The sequence below is a fragment of the Paraburkholderia franconis genome, from assembly GCF_009362735.1.
GTDB classification, from domain to species: Bacteria; Pseudomonadota; Gammaproteobacteria; order Burkholderiales; family Burkholderiaceae; genus Paraburkholderia; species Paraburkholderia franconis.
Genome location: NZ_WHNP01000010.1, coordinates 184771 through 203609, shown reverse-complemented (window position 1 = coordinate 203609; position 18839 = coordinate 184771). Strand labels below are relative to the sequence as shown.

The 18839-nt window shown below is 65.1% G+C and carries 15 protein-coding genes; 11 read left to right on the top strand and 4 right to left on the bottom strand.

Annotated features, from left to right (window positions below; all coding sequences use genetic code 11):
* Positions 1–25: 25 nt before the first annotated feature.
* The 9 genes from trpB to GCT13_RS13790 all read left to right on the top strand — a co-directional run bounded on the left by trpB (position 26) and on the right by GCT13_RS13790 (position 10021).
* Entirely contained in the window at positions 26–1219 is a 1194-nt protein-coding gene (gene trpB, locus GCT13_RS13830; RefSeq protein WP_152758827.1) for a tryptophan synthase subunit beta, read from the top strand.
* Positions 1220–1230: 11 nt separating this feature from the next.
* Complete coding sequence (locus GCT13_RS13825) at positions 1231–2142, top strand: DNA-methyltransferase (RefSeq protein ID WP_152758825.1); 912 nt, start codon at positions 1231–1233, stop codon at positions 2140–2142.
* A 36-nt stretch (positions 2143–2178) separates the two neighbouring features.
* Positions 2179–2994 (top strand): tryptophan synthase subunit alpha, encoded by an 816-nt coding sequence (gene trpA / locus GCT13_RS13820; RefSeq protein ID WP_152758823.1) that lies wholly within the window; start codon positions 2179–2181, stop codon positions 2992–2994.
* A gap of 82 nt (positions 2995–3076) precedes the next feature.
* Positions 3077–3949 carry an acetyl-CoA carboxylase, carboxyltransferase subunit beta gene (accD, locus tag GCT13_RS13815; protein WP_152758821.1) on the top strand — a complete coding sequence of 291 codons (873 nt, stop codon included), beginning with the start codon at positions 3077–3079 and terminating at the stop codon, positions 3947–3949.
* Between the two features lie 132 nt (positions 3950–4081).
* Entirely contained in the window at positions 4082–5392 is a 1311-nt protein-coding gene (gene folC, locus GCT13_RS13810; protein ID WP_152758819.1) for a bifunctional tetrahydrofolate synthase/dihydrofolate synthase, read from the top strand.
* 27 nt (positions 5393–5419) lie between these two features.
* The gene (locus GCT13_RS13805; RefSeq protein WP_152758817.1) at positions 5420–6337 is read left to right on the top strand and encodes an SPOR domain-containing protein; all 918 of its coding nucleotides are present in this window, start codon (positions 5420–5422) and stop codon (positions 6335–6337) included.
* Between the two features lie 7 nt (positions 6338–6344).
* Positions 6345–6839 (top strand): CvpA family protein, encoded by a 495-nt coding sequence (locus tag GCT13_RS13800; RefSeq protein ID WP_152758815.1) that lies wholly within the window; start codon positions 6345–6347, stop codon positions 6837–6839.
* Positions 6840–6973: 134 nt separating this feature from the next.
* Complete coding sequence (gene purF, locus GCT13_RS13795) at positions 6974–8524, top strand: amidophosphoribosyltransferase (protein WP_152758813.1); 1551 nt, start codon at positions 6974–6976, stop codon at positions 8522–8524.
* 306 nt (positions 8525–8830) lie between these two features.
* Positions 8831–10021 (top strand): O-succinylhomoserine sulfhydrylase, encoded by a 1191-nt coding sequence (locus GCT13_RS13790; RefSeq protein WP_152758811.1) that lies wholly within the window; start codon positions 8831–8833, stop codon positions 10019–10021.
* 75 nt (positions 10022–10096) lie between these two features.
* Here GCT13_RS13790 and GCT13_RS13785 read toward each other — a convergent pair whose 3' ends face one another.
* Together GCT13_RS13785 and GCT13_RS13780 are read right to left on the bottom strand one after the other, a co-directional pair.
* Positions 10097–10867 (bottom strand): AraC family transcriptional regulator, encoded by a 771-nt coding sequence (locus tag GCT13_RS13785; protein ID WP_152758809.1) that lies wholly within the window; start codon positions 10865–10867, stop codon positions 10097–10099.
* A 40-nt stretch (positions 10868–10907) separates the two neighbouring features.
* Complete coding sequence (locus GCT13_RS13780; RefSeq protein ID WP_090871137.1) at positions 10908–11249, bottom strand: FKBP-type peptidyl-prolyl cis-trans isomerase; 342 nt, start codon at positions 11247–11249, stop codon at positions 10908–10910.
* Positions 11250–11375: 126 nt separating this feature from the next.
* Between GCT13_RS13780 and GCT13_RS13775 the strand changes: the two genes are divergently transcribed.
* Together GCT13_RS13775 and GCT13_RS13770 are read left to right on the top strand one after the other, a co-directional pair.
* Positions 11376–12176, top strand: coding sequence for a sensor histidine kinase (locus GCT13_RS13775; RefSeq protein WP_152758807.1), 801 nt, complete (start codon positions 11376–11378; stop codon positions 12174–12176).
* 114 nt (positions 12177–12290) lie between these two features.
* Positions 12291–13634, top strand: a complete 1344-nt coding sequence (locus tag GCT13_RS13770) for a hemolysin family protein (RefSeq protein ID WP_152758805.1) — start codon at positions 12291–12293, stop codon at positions 13632–13634.
* A 3-nt stretch (positions 13635–13637) separates the two neighbouring features.
* Here GCT13_RS13770 and treY read toward each other — a convergent pair whose 3' ends face one another.
* The gene (gene treY / locus GCT13_RS13765) at positions 13638–16514 is read right to left on the bottom strand and encodes a malto-oligosyltrehalose synthase (RefSeq protein WP_152758803.1); all 2877 of its coding nucleotides are present in this window, start codon (positions 16512–16514) and stop codon (positions 13638–13640) included.
* Complete coding sequence (gene malQ, locus GCT13_RS13760; protein WP_193727658.1) at positions 16511–18667, bottom strand: 4-alpha-glucanotransferase; 2157 nt, start codon at positions 18665–18667, stop codon at positions 16511–16513. Before malQ ends, treY begins: the two co-directional genes overlap by 4 nt.
* Between the last annotated feature and the right edge of the window lie 172 nt (positions 18668–18839).

The following is an 18839-nucleotide window of genomic DNA, read 5'->3' as shown; positions in this document are numbered from 1 at the left end:
GGCACACTGAGAAGAGTGACGGAATATGTACAACTTACCCGATGAACGCGGCCACTTCGGCCAATATGGCGGCGTGTTCGTCGCCGAGACGCTGATTCATGCGCTCGACGAACTGCGCAAAGCATACGAAAAGTACTCCAAAGACCGGGACTTCATCGCGGAATACGAACGCGAACTGAAGCATTTCGTCGGTCGCCCTTCCCCTGTTTATCACGCGCAACGCTGGAGCGAACTGCTCGGCGGCGCGCAGGTTTATCTGAAGCGCGAAGACCTGAACCACACGGGCGCGCATAAGGTGAACAACGTGATCGGCCAGGCGCTGCTTGCGAAGCGCATGGGCAAGCCACGCGTGATCGCGGAGACGGGCGCGGGACAGCACGGCGTCGCCACGGCAACGATCGCGGCGCGCTTCGGCATGGAATGCGTCGTGTACATGGGCGCCGAGGACGTGCGCCGCCAGGCCGCCAACGTCTACCGGATGAAGCTGCTCGGCGCGACCGTCGTGCCCGTTGAATCAGGCTCGCGCACGCTGAAGGACGCGCTGAACGAAGCGATGCGCGACTGGGTTACGAACGTCGAAAACACGTTCTACATCATCGGCACGGTGGCGGGTCCGCATCCGTATCCGATGATGGTGCGCGACTTCCAGCGCGTGATCGGCGACGAATGCAAGGTGCAGATGCCCGAACTGACGGGGCGCCAGCCGGACGCGGTGATCGCGTGCGTTGGCGGCGGTTCGAACGCAATGGGCATCTTTTACCCGTACGTTGAAGACACTTCCGTGAAGTTGATCGGCGTGGAAGCTGCCGGCGACGGCATCGACACGGGACGTCACGCGGCGTCGCTGATTGGCGGCAGCCCGGGTGTGCTGCACGGCAATCGCACATATCTGCTGCAGGACGAGAACGGCCAGATCATCGAGACGCATTCGGTGTCGGCGGGCCTCGACTATCCGGGTGTCGGTCCGGAGCACGCCTGGCTCAAGGACAGCGGACGCGCGGAGTACGTCGGCATTACCGACGAAGAGGCGCTCAAGGCGTTCCACGACTGCTGTCGCATCGAAGGCATCATTCCCGCGCTGGAGTCGAGCCACGCGCTCGCGTACGCGGCGAAGCTCGCGCCGACGTTGCCAAAGGACAAAATCCTTCTGGTGAACCTGTCGGGCCGAGGCGACAAGGACATGCACACGGTCGCCGAACGATCGGGCATCCAGTTCTGAGCGCCCCGACGATGCGCGACGAGTTCGAGGAGCCGCAGCCGTCCGCGCTGAACGGTGACGCCGAAGCAGGCGTCGCCGAGCTGTCGCATCGGGCGGGCGCTGCATCGCTGCTGCCGTTGCCGGCGGGCATCGAGCTCCTGAACCGCGATTTTCTGACCGAGGCAGCGAACCTGCCGGATGGCTCGATCGACCTGATCGTGGCCGATCCGCCGTATGGTCTGGGCAAGGACTATGGCAACGATTCGGACATGCGCACGGGCGAGGATTTTCTTGCCTGGACGCGTGGCTGGCTCGATCTGGCCATTCCGAAGCTCAAGCCGTCGGGTTCGCTGTACATCTTCTGCACGTGGCAGTACGCGCCGGAAATCTTCGTGTTTCTGAAGAGCAGGCTCACGATGATCAACGAGATCATCTGGGACCGGCGCGTGCCGAGCATGGGCGGCACGACGCGCCGCTTTACGTCCGTGCACGACAACATCGGTTATTTCGCGATGTCGAAAGACTATTATTTCGACCTCGATCCCGTCCGCATCCCGTACGATGCCGCCACGAAGAAGGCGCGTTCGCGTAAGTTGTTCGAAGGCAGCAAGTGGCTGGAGCTTGGCTACAACCCGAAGGACGTCTGGTCGGTCTCGCGCCTGCATCGGCAGCACGCCGAGCGGGTCGCGCACCCGACGCAGAAGCCGCTCGAAATCGTCGAGCGGATGGTTCTTGCGAGTTGTCCGCCGGGTGGCCGCGTGCTCGACCCGTTCATGGGAAGCGGCACGACGGCCGTCGCTTGCGCAAGGCAGCAGCGCGAATTCGTCGGCTATGAGATCAATGAAAGTTACTGCGCGATAGCGCGAGAACGCGTCAGTTTGGCGGCGAATCCGCCCGAGACCGTTTCTCGCGGCAAGGCAACCGTCGCCGATCCGGCGGCCTGAGCCGAATCGCGCAGTCATCGACTTCGAGAAAATTCCATGTCCCGTATTCAATCGACGTTTGCGGCGCTCGCCGCGCAGGGCAAGAAAGGCCTGATCCCGTTCATCACCGCCGGCGACCCGGACCCCGCGCGCACCGTCGAGTTCATGCACGCGCTCGCCAAGGGCGGCGCCGATGTCATCGAGCTTGGCGTGCCGTTCTCCGATCCGATGGCCGACGGCCCCGTGATCCAGCAGTCGTCGGAGCGCGCGTTGGCGAAGGGCGTGTCGCTGAAACACGTGCTCGCCGACGTGAAGCGCTTCCGCGAAACCGACGACACAACGCCCGTCGTCCTGATGGGCTACGCGAACCCGATCGAGCGCATGGGCGCCGACGCGTTCGCGGCGGCTGCGAAGGAAGCGGGCGTCGACGGCGTGCTGGTCGTCGACTATCCGCCGGAAGAATCGGCTAACTTCGCCGAAAAGATGAAGGCGGCCGGAATCGATCCGATTTTCCTGCTCGCGCCCACGTCGACGGACGAGCGGATCGCCGAGGTTGGTAAAATCGCAAGCGGCTACGTCTACTATGTGTCGCTCAAGGGTGTGACGGGCGCGGCAAATCTGGACGTTTTGAGCATCGCGGGTAAAATCCCGGCCATCAAGTCGCGCGTGCCGCTGCCGGTAGGCGTCGGTTTCGGCATTCGCAACGCGCAATCGGCGCGCGCAGTCGCCGAGGTTTCCGATGCCGTCGTGATCGGCAGCCGTATCGTGCAATTGCTCGAAGAAGCGGCACCCGAGTCCGCTGCCAGCAAGCTGACGAATTTCATCGCGGAGATTCGCCAGGCCATCGACAGCATCGGCGCGACTGCCCGATAAACAATAATTTTGTCGCAGTTATGCTGACGGCGCGGATCGGACCGCGCCACTTCGCGTATTGCGAATCCTGGAAGGAATGACCATGAGCTGGCTCGACAAACTGTTGCCGCCGAAAATCAAGCAAACCGACCCGAAGAGCCGCAAGGGCATTCCGGAAGGGCTGTGGATCAAGTGCCCGTCGTGCGAAGCGGTGCTGTACCGCAACGACGTCGAGGCGAATCTGCACGTCTGTCCGAAGTGCGATCACCACATGCGGATCGGCGCGCGCGAACGGCTCGACGGCTTGCTCGATCCGGAAGGCCGTTATGAGATCGGCCAGGAAATCCTCCCCGTCGATGCGCTCAAGTTCAAGGACAGCCGCAAGTATCCCGACCGCCTGAAAGAGGCGATGGACGAGACGGACGAAACCGACGCGATGGTCGTGATGGGTGGCGCGATTCACACGCTGCCCGTCGTCGTCGCGTGCTTCGAGTTCGCGTTCATGGGCGGCTCGATGGGCTCCGTGGTCGGCGAGCGCTTCGCGCGCGGCGTGCAGAACGCGATCGAGCAACACGTGCCGTTTATCTGCTTCACCGCGTCGGGCGGCGCACGGATGCAGGAAAGCCTGTTGTCGCTGATGCAGATGGCCAAGACCACGGCCATGCTGACCAAGCTCGCCGAAGCAAAGCTGCCGTTCATCTCCGTGCTGACCGATCCGACGATGGGCGGCGTGTCGGCGAGCTTCGCGTTCCTTGGCGACGTCGTGATCGCCGAGCCGAAAGCGCTGATCGGCTTCGCCGGCCCGCGCGTGATCGAGCAAACGGTGCGCGAAAAGCTGCCGGAAGGCTTCCAGCGCGCCGAATTCCTGCTGCAAAAGGGCGCGATCGACATGATCATCGACCGCCGCAAGCTGCGCGAAGAGCTGGCGAAACTGATGGCGCTGCTCACGCGCCAGCCGGCCGACGCCGTCGCCTGAACGCTTGTCCCCGCTAACGGCCGCGCAATTGAATCGCGTAGTCGGTAAGAAAAACCAACGCGCCGCGAGAGGTAATCAAGCGGCGCGTTGTCATTTCCAGGATAATTCCGGTCCGCACTTCAGTTTCATCCGATGACCACTTTCCCCACTCTCGACGCGTGGCTCACGCATCTGGAATCCGCACATCCCGTCGGCATCGATATGGGCCTTGCCCGCATCAGCCAGGTGCGCGACGCGCTGCAACTGTCGTTCGCGTGCCCGGTCATCACAGTCGGCGGAACGAACGGCAAGGGGTCGACGTGCGCGATTCTCGAGTCGATCCTGCTGCGCGCCGGCTATTCCGTCGGTTGCCACACGTCGCCGCATTTGCTTGCATTCAACGAGCGCGCGCGGATCAACGGCCAGATGGCAACGGATGCCGAGCTGCTGCCGCATTTCGAGGCTGTCGAGCAGGCGCGCCGGTCGCTGCCCGAGCCCGTCTCGCTGACGTATTTCGAGTTCACGACGCTCGCGATCATGCATCTGTTCGCGGAGCGCGGCCTCGACGCGGTGATTTTCGAAGTGGGGCTCGGCGGGCGCCTCGACGCCGTGAATATCCTCGATACCGATTGCGCGATCATCACCAGCATCGACATCGATCACACCGACTTTCTCGGCGAGACGCGCGAAAAAATCGGCTTCGAGAAGGCGGGCATTTTCCGCCCGGGCAAGCCGGCCATCTGCGCCGATCCCATTCCGCCGCAGACACTCATCGAGCATGCTGAGAAGATCGGCGCCGATCTGTGGCTGTTCGGGCGCGATTTCCGCTACGAAGGCCAGGCGGGCAGCGAGCGGCAGCAGTGGAGCTACATCGGCCCGTCGATGCGCCGTTCGGCGCTCGCATATCCGGCGCTGCGCGGCGCGAATCAGCTGATCAACACGTCGGCGGCACTGGCGGGGCTCGAAGCGCTGCGCGACCGTCTGCCCGTGTCGGCGCAGGACATCCGGCTGGGTCTTGCCAATGTCGAATTGCCGGGACGCTTCCAGGTGCTGCCCGGCAAGCCGTCGATCGTGCTCGATGTCGGGCATAATCCGCATGCCGCTGCCGTGTTGGGCCAAAATCTCGGCAACATGGGCTATTTTCCGTACACCTACGCCGTGTTTGGCTCCATGCGCGACAAGGACATCGCCGGCGTGGTGGCGCACCTGAAGGGCGAGATCGACCACTGGTGCGTGACGGATCTGCCGACACCGCGCGCAGCGAGCGCCGAAGAACTGGAAATGGCGCTGCGTGAGGCCGGCGTCGCCGATGGGCCCGATTGCAGTGTCACGCGTTTTGCAACACCTGCAGAAGCTTTCCAGGATGCGCTAAAACGGGCTTCCGACAATGATAGAATCGTGGTTTTCGGCAGTTTCTATACGGTTGCGGGCGTAATGGCCTACCGTAAATCGCAGCAACACTGAACGCGCGGGCCTCGAACCAAGCCATTCATGGGTATTTTCTCGTTCGGCAAGAAAGACGACGCACCTACGCGGCGCGGCGCAAATTCCAGTTCCAGTCGCGGCAGTCGTGCAGAGCGGGTCGAACGGCGCAGTCGCCGCGCGGACCGTTCCGGCGACGCCGATGCGATGATGCTCGACCCCACGCTTCCCGAGAAGCAGCGCGCGCGCCGCCGCCTGGTTGGCGCAATCGCGCTGGTGATCGCCGCCGTCGTGATCTTGCCGATGGTGCTCGACTCGCATCCGAAGCCCGTCACCGACGACATTTCCATCGATATTCCCAGCCGCCCGATCCCGAAGTCGCGTGCGGCAGACGACGCCGACACGCAAGCGGGCGTCGCGCCCGACAATCCCGCCGCGCCGGATGCCGCATTGGCTGCGTCGGGCCTCGTGCGGGCCCCGTCGGGCACGGCGGCAACGGGTGCCGTCGCGTCGCAGCACGACAGCCCGAGCGCGCCGATCGCCATGACGCCGGCGAAGCCGCAGGCGCCCGCCGTCGTCGCGAACAACACGCCGGCTCAGGCCGCGAAGCCCGCTGCCAAACCGCAAGTCGAAGCGAAGCCGGCGGCAAAGCCAGAGCAGAAGCCGGAACAGAAGCCCGCCGCCACCGACACCGCACAAATTGCCGCTTCCGGCACCGAATCGGGCACGCCCGCGGCGCCTCCCGGCAACCGTTTCGCGGTCCAGCTGGGCGCGTTCCAGGACGATGCCAGTGCGCACACATGGGCAAGCAAGTTGAAAGCGGCGGGCGTGCCCGCATATACCGAGCGTCGCAAGCAGGCTGATGGCTCGACCCGCACCTTGCTGCGTGCCGGTCCGTTCGCGGATCGCGCGGCGGCGTCGGCGGCTATCGCGAAGGTGCGCGAGGCGGGCCTGACGTCGGGTGCGAACAACGGCGCTGCGCAGTAAGCCGACGATGTTCACCGCATTCGACTACGCTGTAATGGCGGTGATCGGCTTGTCGGCGCTGCGCGGAACGTGGCGCGGCTTTCTGTCCGAGGTGTTCGGGCTGATTGGCTGGGTCGTCGCGTTTCTGGTGGCGGCGCGCTTCGTCGGCCTGCTGGTGCCGTTCGTGCCGGCGAACTGGCCGGGCGGCGCGTTGACGCAGTGGCTGATCGCGTTCGCTGCGATCGTCATCGGCGTGATACTGGTGGCGAGCGTGGCGAATGCGCTGCTGAGCCGGCTGGTGCAGGTTTCCGGCCTGGGCGGAATTGACCGCTCGCTTGGATTGATGTTCGGCCTCGTACGCGGGGTCATACTGGTGCTGATTCTGGTCGCCCTCGCTGGCTTGACCGAACTGCCCAGACAGGAATTCTGGCGCAACGCGCTGCTGCGGCCCTACGCCGAGCAGGGCGTTCGAGAGTTGAAGCCTCTGCTTCCCGAGACGCTCGCCGCCTACGTCCGCGTGTAACGAAGCGTTGCGCGCAAGGGACGAAAGCGGCAGACAAGGCGGGCCGATGGGTGAGGCAGTCAGAACTACGGCGCGCGCGGCTGCCTCCCCGGCACCGCCACTGATCGAATTTCGTACCCTTTGAAGGACATGCCATGTGCGGCATCGTAGGCGTAGTTTCCCAGTCTCCCGTCAACCAGCTGATCTATGACAGCCTGCTGCTCCTGCAGCACCGCGGTCAGGACGCAGCCGGCATCGCTACGGCGAATGGCAGCACTTTCCACATGCACAAGGCCAACGGCATGGTGCGCGACGTGTTCCGCACGCGCAACATGCGCAGCCTGCCCGGCACGAGCGGCATCGGGCAGGTGCGCTACCCGACGGCGGGTTCCGCATCGAGCGAAGAAGAAGCCCAGCCGTTCTACGTGAATGCGCCGTTCGGCATCATCCTCGCGCACAACGGCAACCTCACGAACTGGCCGCAGCTGAAAGACGAGATGTTCCGCGTCGATCGCCGCCACATCAACACGAACTCCGACACGGAAGTGATGCTCAACGTGTTCGCGCACGAGCTGCAAACGGCGAGTTCGGGTCTGCAACTCGATCCGACGGCGCTGTTCAAGGCCGTGTCGGGCGTGCACCGGCGGGTGCGCGGCTCGTATGCGATCGTGTCGCTGATTTCGGGCTACGGTCTGCTCGGCTTCCGCGACCCGTTCGGCATCCGTCCGCTGTGCATCGGCAAGCTGGAAACGGCGTCGGGAACGGAATGGATGCTGGCGTCGGAATCGGTGGCGATCGAAGGCATCGGCTTCGAATTCGTCCGCGACGTCGCGCCGGGCGAGGCGATTTTCATCGACTTCGAAGGCAATTTTCACGCGCAGCAATGCGCGACGAATCCGAGCCTGAACCCCTGCATCTTCGAACTCGTGTATCTCGCGCGTCCGGACTCGGTGCTCGACGGCGTGCCCGTCTACAACGCGCGTCTGCGCATGGGCGACTATCTGGCCGAGAAGATCGTGCGCGAACTGCCGAAGGACGTGAAGATCGACGTCGTGATGCCGATTCCCGACTCGTCGCGGCCGGCGGCGATGCAGGTCGCGGCGAAGCTCGGCGTCGAATACCGCGAAGGCTTCTTCAAGAACCGCTATGTTGGCCGCACCTTCATCATGCCGGGCCAGGCGGTGCGCAAGAAGTCGGTGCGCCAGAAGCTGAACGCGATGGGCATCGAGTTCAAGGGCAAGAACGTGCTGATCGTCGACGATTCGATCGTGCGCGGCACCACCTCACACGAAATCGTGCAGATGGCGCGCGATGCGGGCGCGAACAAGGTGATCTTCGCGTCGGCGGCGCCGCCCGTGAAGTACCCGAACGTCTACGGCATCGATATGCCGACGCGCAGCGAACTGGTCGCGCACGGCCGCTCGGATGAAGAAGTGGCGCGCCTGATCGGCGCCGATTTCCTCGTCTATCAGGACGTCGACGCGCTGAAGAGCGCGGTGCGCGACATCAACCCGGCGTTGAAGGAATTCGAGGCGTCGTGCTTCGACGGCAACTACATCACTGGCGACGTGACGACGGAATATCTCGACCGCGTCGAATCCGCGCGCCTCGCGCCGTCCGCGCAATCGGACCGCGACGCGGCGAGCGAAGCGCTCGAAGGCGGCACCGCGCGTTCGCAATTGCATCTGCAACTGTCGGTGGAGTAAATCGCCGCGCGCGCGGGATCGGTATGATCGAATCTCGCGCGCTGTGTTTCGGTCCCGAAAAGCGCATGCAGTGTTACCATCGGGGCTTGCGTCGATTTGATCTCAGCTTGCGGACGCGGGGAAACCCAAAACAGCTAAAGCGAACGGTGGGGCCAGCAGCACAGCCATCGACGCTCACAGCATCCCCGTACACGAAGCCCGCTTATGCCGACGCAAAGCGGGCTTTTTTGTTGCTCTCGCATGCGCGAACCCTGGCGGAACCTTGGGGAAGCGCATGCGGCCTGGAAAAAACGGAACAGAACGAACATGGACGACACCCTCAACTTCGACACTCTCGCAGTCCGCTCGGGCACGTTACGCAGCGATTTCGGCGAGCATTCCGAGGCAATCTTTCTGACGTCGAGCTTTGTCTTTGCAAGCGCCGCGGAAGCCGCCGAGCGCTTCAAGAAATCCGAAGACTATTACACGTACTCGCGCTTCACGAACCCGACGGTCACGATGTTTCAGGACCGCCTCGCGGCGCTCGAAGGCGGCGAGGCGTGCATGGCGACGGCGTCGGGGATGGCCGCGATCATGTCGGTGGTGATGTCGGCGATGCAGGCGGGCGATCATCTCGTCAGCTCGCAGAGCCTGTTCGGCTCGACGCTCGGCATGTTCTCGCAGATCTTCAGCAAGTTCGGCATCACGACGACGTTCGTCGATCCGACCGATCTCGATGCGTGGAAAAACGCCGTGCGTCCCGAGACGAAGATGTTCTTCCTCGAAACGCCTTCGAATCCGCTGACCGAAATTGCCGACATCGAAGCGATCAGCAAGATCGCGAAGTCCGCGAACGCGCTGTTCGTCGTCGACAACTGTTTTTGCAGCCCCGCGCTGCAACAGCCGCTGAAGCTCGGCGCCGATGTCGTGATGCATTCGGCGACCAAGTTCCTCGACGGCCAGGGCCGCGTGCTCGGCGGCGCGCTGGTTGGCTCGAAGCAGTTCATCATGGAAAAGGTGTTTCCTTTCGTGCGCAGCGCCGGCCCGACGCTGTCCGCGTTCAACGCGTGGGTGCTGCTGAAGGGCATGGAAACGCTGTCGCTGCGCGTCGAGCGCCAGTCGGCGAATGCGCTCGAAATCGCGCGCTGGCTCGACACGCATCCCGCCGTGAGCCGCGTGTTCTATCCGGGCCTCGAATCGCATCCGCAGTACGAGATCGCGAAGCGTCAGCAGAAGTCGGGCGGCGCGATCGTCTCGTTCGAAGTGAAGGGCGACACGCCCGAGCAGATGCGCGAGAACGCATGGCGCGTGATCGACAGCACGAAGATCTGCTCGATCACGGGCAACCTCGGCGATACGCGCACGACGATCACGCATCCCGCGACCACGACGCACGGCCGCATCACGCCCGAGGCGCGCGCGGCGGCGGGCATCACGGAAGGGCTGATCCGCCTCGCCGTGGGTCTGGAGAACGCTGACGATATCCGCGACGATCTTGCGCGCGGCCTGACCGGCTGATCGTTTGATCGTTTGAAGAGAGAGCCGGGCGCGCGAATGCGCGCCGGTTCGTCGCCATCGTCATCAAGGGAAAGTTCAGTGCAACAGCGCCCGCCACTGGCCGGGCGCCATCCCATAGCGCCGCGTGAACGCGTGCGTGTACGCGCTCTGATCGCCGAAGCCCACTTCGAGCGCGACGTCCGTCAGCGAGCGGCGCGGATCGGCAAGCAGCGTGACCGACGTATCCAGCCTCAGACGCTGCAAATAGCGATGTGGCGTTTCGCCGAACGCCTCGATGAAGAGCTGATGAAAGCGCCGCATGCCGAAGCCGCAGTGCGTGGCGAGATCGGCGATACGCAGCGGTTCCGATAGATGCGCGCGCAGCCAGCCGTCGATGCGCGCGAAGTCGAGGCCCGCGCCGGGCGCAGCATCCGCCATGCCCGTCTCTTCGACGATCGCTGCGCACAGACGCGCCGCCGCATCCCAGTTGAAGCGCCGCCACGCGGCATCGCCGTCGATATGTCCCGTCGCGCGGCCCGCGATGTGCGAAACCAGTTGCGTGAGCGATGCATCGATCGCCACCGCGCGCGCCTTGTCGAACAGACGCTGCGGCACCGCAACCGACGACGCGGGCAGATCGAGCACGAGCTGCCGGTTCTCGCCGACGCCCGCGTAATCGTGCCGCGAGCCCGCCGGAATGAGCCAAGCCGACGTGCTGTCGATCTCACGCTCGATGCCGTCGACGACCATCACCATCGAGCCATCGAGACCCAGCACGATCTGATGAAAGTCGTGCACGTCCGACGCTTCCACCGCGCCGTAACGGCGCAGGGAAACGTTGGGCGCGTCGTTGACGGCGTGGCTCATCTCAGGACGTCAAAATCAAAATTCAAAAGCGCAGAAACGCTCAGATGTCGAGCAATTCGACTTCGAAGACGAGCGTCGCATTCGGCGGAATCACGCCGCCCGCGCCGCGCACGCCATAGCCGAGTTGCGGCGGGATGGTCAGCTTGCGCACGCCGCCGACCTTCATGCCCTGCACGCCTTCGTCCCAGCCCTTGATGACCATGCCGCCGCCCAGCACGAACGCGAACGGGTCGTTGCGGTCCTTGCTCGAATCGAACTTCTGGCCGTCCGTGAGCCAGCCGGTGTAGTGCACGCTGACGGTCTGGCCAGCCTTCGCTTCGGCGCCCGTGCCTTCTTTCAGGTCTTCGTACTTGAGGCCCGAGGCGGTGGTGACAGTGGTCATGCGATGCTCCTTTGATAATCGTTCGAAACCGTTATTGTAGGCGTGTCGGCGTACTGTCGCGAAGATCGTCCGAACGGCCAAGCCTATAATGACCAGACTGCAACCGATGATGAACCGCCAACGAGGATGTCGATCGTGACCACGTCTACACCGTCTTCTTCCGGCAGCAACCAGGGGATGCATGCCTCCGCCGATCGCACCGCGCGACGCTGCGCCGAAACGGCGCTCTTCATGCGCGATCATGTGCTCTCCCTCGCCTCTCACGATCTGCGCAGCCCGTTGAACGCGATTCACAGCTGGGCGTACGTGCTCGACCGCAAGATCGACACGAACGACGCCACTGCGCAACGCGCGCTCGAAGGAATCCGCAACGGCGTCGATCAGCAGGTGAAGCTGCTCGAATCGATCGTCGATACGACGCGCGCCGAAACGAGGACGCTCGCGTTGAACCGCGCGCCGTTCGCGTTGCGGCCATTGATGGATGAAACGATCGGCGACGTGCGCGACGCACTCGCTGCGCAGCGCAACGTCGCGCTCGAACTCGATGCGTCGATCGATGCGCAGCAACTGGACGGCGACCGTGAGCGACTCGCTGCCGCGCTGTGGCTGCTCGTCACGTTCGCCGTCGAAGCGAGCGCGAGCGGCGCGACGGTCGCGCTCGCTGCGCGCGTCGATGCGTCGGCATTCGAGGCCACCGTCACGTGGCCGCCCGCGCCCGCCGCGTTGACGGATGCCGGGCTGCCGCACGTGCTCGAAAAATTCGCTCGCGAGCAAGCGACGCACCCGCACGAAGCCGGCCGCATCTCGTGGGTGCTGGGCTTGTGCAAGCGCGTCGCCGAAGCGCACGACGGCGCATTCGAACAGGGCGAATGGATCGACGGCCAGCCGTCGACGCTCAAGCTGCGCGTGCCGCTCGCGGGCGCATGACGGCACACGCGATGCACCGATGACCTGGCCGGATGGCCAATCGGCGCGCGACACGCTCTTTCACACGCCTTTCGCGCTCTATACTGACGGCTTTTGTTGCCGGAGTTCTCCGCTTTGATCCAGGTCGTCGCGCTCGTTGGCGCGTTGTTGCTCGTTGCCCTCAACGGTTTCTTTGTCGCCGCCGAATTCGGTCTCGTGAAGCTGCGGCAGACGCGCGTCCAAACGCTCGCGGAGAAGCACGGCTTGCGCGGCAAGCTGCTCGCGAAAGTGCATGGGCGGCTGGATGCGTATCTGTCGGCGTGCCAGCTAGGCATCACGCTTGCGTCGCTGGGACTCGGCTGGATCGGCGAGCCCGCTTTCGCGGAATTGCTCAACCCGCTTTTCCACGTGTTCGGCATCGAGTCCGAGCAGCTGATACACGGCATCTCGCTGTTCTTCGCGTTCTCGTGCATTTCGTTCCTGCACATCGTCGTCGGCGAGCTGGCGCCCAAGTCGCTCGCGATCCGCCAGTCCGAACAGATTGCGCTGTGGGTCGCGATACCGCTGTACGGTTTCTACTGGGCGATGTATCCCGCGATCTGGCTGCTCAACACGAGTGCGAATACCGTGCTGCGCGTCGCGGGACTGTCTGACGATCACGGCGGCGACACGCACTACTCGACGGAAGAACTCAAGCTGATACTGCGCGGCCGCCGCGCGAGCGTCGCGAACGGACTCGACGCGCCGAAGGACGCCTATTCGCAGGACGAATGGAACACGATCGCGCATTCGCTCGACTTTTCGCGGATGACCGTGTCCGACCTGATGCGGCCCGCGCACGAGCTCGTGAGCCTGCGCCGCGATCTGCCGTGGCGCGAGAACATGCAGACCGTCGCGCGCCATCGTTTCAGCCGCTATCCGTTGCTCGAAGATGCAACGGGCGAACGCGTCGCGGGCACGATACATCTGAAGGACCTGCTTCTCGCGCGTCACGCGGGCAGCACGCTCGACGACCTGTCGCACTACGTGCGTCCCGTGCAGTACGTGAAGCCCAACATGCCCGCGCTCGAACTGTTCCGGCGCTTTCGCAAGGGCGCGCCGCATCTAGCGCTCGTCGGGCAGAAGAACGCGAAGCCGATCGGCTTTCTCACGCTCGACAATCTGCTGGGCGCGCTGGTCGGCCAGATTCACGACGAGTTCCGTCAAGGCGACGCCGACTGGACGCGCATGGACGACGGCACGCTGATGGGCAAGGGCAGCTTGCCCGTGGTGTCGCTGGAGCGCGCGTTGGGTATCGACATCGACGAAGGCCGTGCCGAATCCGTCGGTGGCCTCGTGATCAATGCGCTCGGCGATCTGCCGGAAGAAGGGCAGCGCATCGAATTCGACCGCTTCGATGTCGTCGTGAAGAAGATGAAGGGCCCGCGGATAGTGCTGGTGCGCGTCTATCCGAAGACGTTCGATGACGAAGGCGGTTGAGCGTCACACACGCGGCACACCATCCTCGACGAGCACGGCAACGGGCATCGTCGTCAGCGCATCGCGCAGATAGAGCAGCCCCGTGTCTTCAACCTTCGGCGCGGCGGGGCTCACCCAGTCGAACAGCGCGCGCGCAAAGAGTTCTTCGGGCATCTGCGCGGCCGTGTCCTCCCAACTGATCGGATCGACGAGCGGCACGTCGTTGTCTGCGTCGAGCAGCGCCGTCGACAGACGCGTCGCGATCACCACCGCCCAGCAGTTGCCGTGACGCCGCGCGAACGCGATCACACGATCCGCGTGCCGGCCTTGCACCGTCAGCGGCAGATAGGTGCCCTTGCTGAGCAGTTCCGGTATCTGCATGCGCAACGCGAGCATCCGCTGGATGACGGCGAGCTTCACGCGGCCATCGCGCCAGTTCGCGAGATAGGCGGAGGGCGGCGCATCCGCCAGCATCGTTTGTCGCCGCGCGAAATCGACGGGCCGGCGGTTGTCGGGATCGACGAGACTGAAGTCCCATAGCTCCGTGCCCTGATACAGATCGGGCACGCCCGGCGACGCGAGACGCAGCACCGTCTGCTGCAAGCTGTTGACGACGCCCGCGCGGGCGATACGCGCAACGAACGCGCACAGCTCGCGCAGAAAGCCGTCGCGGCGCTGCGGCGCGAGAATGTCGAACAGGAACTCGCGGCAGCCGTTCTCGAACGCTTCATCGGGCGCGAGCCATGTCGTGCGTAACTTCGCTTCGCGCAGCGCCTTCAGTTGCCATTGCGCGACGCGTTCGGCGAGCGCCTTGATGCCCGCGTCGTCGTCGGGCGACAGACCCGGCGGCCAGCAGCCGACCAGTGTCTGATACAGCATCGCCTCGGCGGCGGGACCGGGCGCCCAGTCGCCGTCATTGCCGTTCAGCGCGCGGCGATGCGGCGTGTTCAGCGTCGTCCACGCGCGCAGCGTCGCGATCCATTCGTCCGCGATTTCGCTCACTACGGCGAGCCGCGCGCGCAAGTCTTCGCCGCGCTTGTGATCGTGCGTGGCTGTCGCGAGCATCGCATGAGGAAAGCGCCGCGCGCGCTCCTGATTGCCCGCATGAAACTGCTCGGCCGACAGCGCGAACTCGCCCGGATCGGCGCCCACTTCGCAGCGCGACAGCAGACGCCCATAGCGATAGCAGGCGGTATCTTCGATCGCCTTCGCGGCGACGGGCGCCGTCAGTTGCGCGAACAGCGTCTGCACCGTTCGGCGCGCCGATGCCGTGTGATTGAACGCGCCAGGATTGCTCGGCTGCGCTTGCTGCAATTGTGAGGACTGCTGCGACTGTGAAGACTGCGACTGTTGCAGCGAAGCGGAACGCCCATTGCCGCTCTCGTCCGTGCCGCTGCCGAGCCACGCATCGATCTGCGCCAGCACGCCATGATCGGCGCGCGACAGCGTTTGCTTCGCGGCGTCGAGCGCGATGTCGAAGTACGCGTTGTCGGCGCTGCTGCGCAAGCCGTTTTGCGGATAGATGCGATACACGGGGAAGTGCGCCGCGAGTTCGTTCGTCACGCGGCGGATCGCGGTGTACGTGAAGTCGCGCGTGGCGAGGTTGTCGCGTGCAATCCGATGCAGCGCGCGCGCCACGCGGTCCAGTTCGGCGGGCAGATTTTCCGCGAGTATCTGGCGGCGCGCGGGCAGCGCTTCATCGGCGAAGTTAGCGGGGCGGCCGCTCAGTTCGGCCCACGCGTTCGCGAGCGGCGCGGCGCCCGCCGGATCGTGCAGCAGCGCGCCGACGTCGTTCATGAAGTCATAGCCCGTCGTGCCATCGACGGGCCAGTCGTCGCGCAGCGTCTCGCCGCGTCCGAGAATCTTTTCGACGACGATATACGGCGTCGTGCCCTCGCGCAGCTCCGAGAGCCGCTGGCGCAGCCGCTGCGTGTATTCGCGCGGCTCCGAAAGTCCATCGACATGATCGACGCGCACGCCGTCGATCACGCCATCCGCATATAGCCGGAAGGTCAGCGCGTGCACGGCGTCGAACACTTCGGGGCGCTCGACGCGCACGGCCGCGAGCGAGCTGATATCGAAGAAGCGCCGCCAGTTCACTTCGTCCGATGCCGTGCGCCACCATGCAAGCCGGAAATGCTGCCGCTCGATCAGCCGGTGCAGGCGGTCGCGCGTGACGGGCTCGTGCGGCGAGTATGTTTCGAGCACGAACTCGATCGCCGACGCGCCGTTCTGCCGCACGAACTCGACGAGCGCTTCGCGGCCTTCGATGGCGCGAGGCTGATCGGCGGGCTGCGTCGTCACGGGAGCGAAGCGCTCGGCGAGCGCGCTGAGGTCGGCGCGATCCGCCGACTGCAAAATCGCCGCGTAATCGACGGGACACACGGGGCACGCGTGATCGCCATAGGCGATATCGAAGCGGCCGCTATCGGCATCGAAGCGCAACGCGATGCGTCCTGACATCAGCTCTTCGCCGTAGGCCGCGCCGAGCACGGGCATCAGCACCTTGCCGCGCAGCGCGGGATCGGGCGAGTGCCAGTCGACGTCGAAATAGCGCGCATGGGCGCTGTGCCGGCCCCATTCGAGAATGTCCTGCCACCACGCGTTGTGCCGGCTCACGCCCATGTGATTCGGCACGATGTCGACGATCAGGCCCATGCCGCGTTCGTGCAGCTTGTCGGCAAGGCGCCGCAGGCCGTTTTCGCCGCCGCATTCGGCGCTGACCTGGCTGTAGTCGACCGTGTCGTAGCCGTGCATCGAGCCGGGCGTCGCCGTCGTGACGGGTGATGCGTACAGGTGGCTCACGCCGAGCGTGGCGAAGTAGTCGACGTGCGCGAGCGCATCGTCGAATGTGAAGCCGCGATGGAACTGGAGTCGGAGCGTGGCGCGCGGGACAGTCATGGCGTATCGGACAACGAAGATGCTGAGGTTGGATCGGTGCGGGCCCGCTCGATCGCGAGCAGGCGGTCGCAAAACGTTTCATCGGCAAAGAGCGCTTCGACGGGCTGCGTCACGCGGCGGCGCCAGTTCGGATGCTCGTCGATCGAGCCGGGCAGATTCGGCTGGTCCGGGAGACCGAGCAGGTCTTCGAGCGGATACGTGACGAGCGGCGAAGGCGTGACGGCGACGAACGCGAGCGCTTCGTCGACGGGCGCATCGTCGGGCGGCGGCGCAGCGACATCATGCGGCGCGATGCCCGCCTGCTGGAACGCCTGCCACAACGCGGCGCGGTCGTCGGCGCGTTCGGCCTGCGCGAGCGCGACGGGGTCACGGCCATCGGCGCGCGGAGCCGTCTGCCCGACGCGATTGCGCCACACGATGTCTTCGCCGCGCCACCAGCCGGTGACAGTCGGCAGATCGTGCGTGGTCGTCGTCGCGACGGCGTGGCGGTCCCACTCGGCGGGCGGCTTGAAGCCGCTGCCGTCCTTCGTGCGCTCGAACCACAGCACGCGGATGCCAGCTAGCCCGTGCTCCGTCAGCCGCTCGCGCAAGCCGGGCGGCACGGTGCCCAGGTCCTCGCCGATCACGATCGCGCGATGCCGCCACGATTCGAGCGCGATCAGCCGGAGCATGTCTTCGAGCGGATAGCGCAGATACGCGCCGTTCTTCGCGGGCTCGCCTTCGGGCACGAGCCACAGCCGACGCAAGCCGAGGATGTGATCGATGCGGATGCCGCCCGCGTATGCGAACGCGGTGCGCAGCATGTCGATAAACGCGGAGAAGCCCTGGTTGCGCATCGCGCGCGGCGAGAAGGTCGTGAGGCCCCACGCCTGACCCGCCTGGTTGAACAGATCGGGCGGCGCGCCGACGGAGACGCCTTGCAGCATGTCGTCGCGATACGACCAGGCGTGAGAGCCCGCGCTGTCGCAGCCGACGGCGAGATCCGCAATCAGTCCGACGGCCATGCCCGCATCGCGCGCCGCATGCTGTGCGTGCGACAGGCCCTTCGCGGCGAGCCATTGCAAGAACAGATGGAACTCGACTTCATGCCGATGCTCGTTCGCAAACGCCTCGACTTCGGGGCTGCGCGGATCTTGCAGCCGCTCGGCCCACTTGCGCCAGTAGCCTTCGCCTCCGTGCTGCAACTGGAACGCATGCAACGCTTCGAAGCGCGCATGGTCTTCGAGCGCGCGGCCGCCGCGCTCGCAGAAGCCGTGAAATTCCAGCGCGCGCGGCAGATCTTGCGCGCGCTCGTTTGCGCAGAAGCGTTCGAACAGCACGCGCAGCATCTTGAGCTTCAGCGGGATCGCCGTTTTCCAGTCGATCAGCGGCAGCGGTTCCAGTTGCGTCCAGGCATCGGCGGCGCCCGCTGCATCGAGCGCGGCTTGCGCGGCTTGCGCACCGAACACGGCGGCGGGATCGATATGCGTGACGTTCAGCCACAATCGCGACGACGGCGAATACGGACTGAAGCTTTTCGGCAGCGCGCTGAACATCGCGTGCGTCGGGCTGATCGCGAGCGCATGCGCGCCGCGTTTCGCGCTTTCGATCGCAAGCGTCGCGAGCGCCGTGTAGTCGCCGATGCCGCCGTCGCCGATCCGGCGCAAGCCGTAGATCTGCGCGGCGATGCCCCACAGCGGCGGCGGGCTGGCGTCGTCGCCGTGCATCGCGTGCCATGCATCGGCGACGGTGTAGCAGCGCGGGGGCGCGACGGCGAGCGTCATCCGGTGATCGTTGAGCACGAGCGTGTGATAGCCGGGCTCGTCGATCGGCGAGAGCAGCGCCGCTTCGCCCTTGGGCGCCGTGAAGCGGCCGTCGATCAGCGAGCCGCTTTCCAGTTCGATCCGGTAGTGGCTGCCCGACTTGATCGCGGCGGCGGGCAACGCGATGCCGCGCCCGCATTCGACCGTCATCAGCGGCGGCAGCTTGCGGCCGGACAGTTCGGCTTCGAGCGCGGCCGTGCTCTGGCGGACCTGCGTGGCGCTCGCGCAAGGCAGGCCCATGCGTTCGAGCAGCACGGCGAGCGTGCTGTCGGGCACGCGCTGTTTCCTGCGATGCGCGTCTTCCCATTCGACCTCGAAGCCTGCGCGCGCGGCGAGGCTGTCGACGGGCATGCCGGGGCGTCGGGTAGTGGCCAAACGTGTCACTCCTGTGTCGACCAGAGTTGGCGCTTTAGCGGTCGGCTGGAGTTAGTGCTTTAGCACCTTCTCCAGCCCCATGCAGAGCGCCTTACTCTGGTCCCATGCAAAGCGGTCGACCAGAGTTGGCGCTTAAGCTGTCGGCTGG

Bases quoted from the DNA above. Each gene is read 5' to 3' on its own strand.
- trpB (WP_152758827.1), top strand. From the start codon at position 26: ATGTACAACTTACCCGATGAACGCGGCCACTTCGGCCAATATGGCGGC.
- GCT13_RS13825 (WP_152758825.1), top strand. From the start codon at position 1,231: ATGCGCGACGAGTTCGAGGAGCCGCAGCCGTCCGCGCTGAACGGTGAC.
- trpA (WP_152758823.1), top strand. From the start codon at position 2,179: ATGTCCCGTATTCAATCGACGTTTGCGGCGCTCGCCGCGCAGGGCAAG.
- accD (WP_152758821.1), top strand. From the start codon at position 3,077: ATGAGCTGGCTCGACAAACTGTTGCCGCCGAAAATCAAGCAAACCGAC.
- folC (WP_152758819.1), top strand. From the start codon at position 4,082: ATGACCACTTTCCCCACTCTCGACGCGTGGCTCACGCATCTGGAATCC.
- GCT13_RS13805 (WP_152758817.1), top strand. From the start codon at position 5,420: ATGGGTATTTTCTCGTTCGGCAAGAAAGACGACGCACCTACGCGGCGC.
- GCT13_RS13800 (WP_152758815.1), top strand. From the start codon at position 6,345: ATGTTCACCGCATTCGACTACGCTGTAATGGCGGTGATCGGCTTGTCG.
- purF (WP_152758813.1), top strand. From the start codon at position 6,974: ATGTGCGGCATCGTAGGCGTAGTTTCCCAGTCTCCCGTCAACCAGCTG.
- GCT13_RS13790 (WP_152758811.1), top strand. From the start codon at position 8,831: ATGGACGACACCCTCAACTTCGACACTCTCGCAGTCCGCTCGGGCACG.
- GCT13_RS13785 (WP_152758809.1), bottom strand. From the start codon at position 10,867: ATGAGCCACGCCGTCAACGACGCGCCCAACGTTTCCCTGCGCCGTTAC.
- GCT13_RS13780 (WP_090871137.1), bottom strand. From the start codon at position 11,249: ATGACCACTGTCACCACCGCCTCGGGCCTCAAGTACGAAGACCTGAAA.
- GCT13_RS13775 (WP_152758807.1), top strand. From the start codon at position 11,376: ATGTCGATCGTGACCACGTCTACACCGTCTTCTTCCGGCAGCAACCAG.
- treY (WP_152758803.1), bottom strand. From the start codon at position 16,514: ATGACTGTCCCGCGCGCCACGCTCCGACTCCAGTTCCATCGCGGCTTC.
- malQ (WP_193727658.1), bottom strand. From the start codon at position 18,667: ATGCCCGTCGACAGCCTCGCCGCGCGCGCAGGCTTCGAGGTCGAATGG.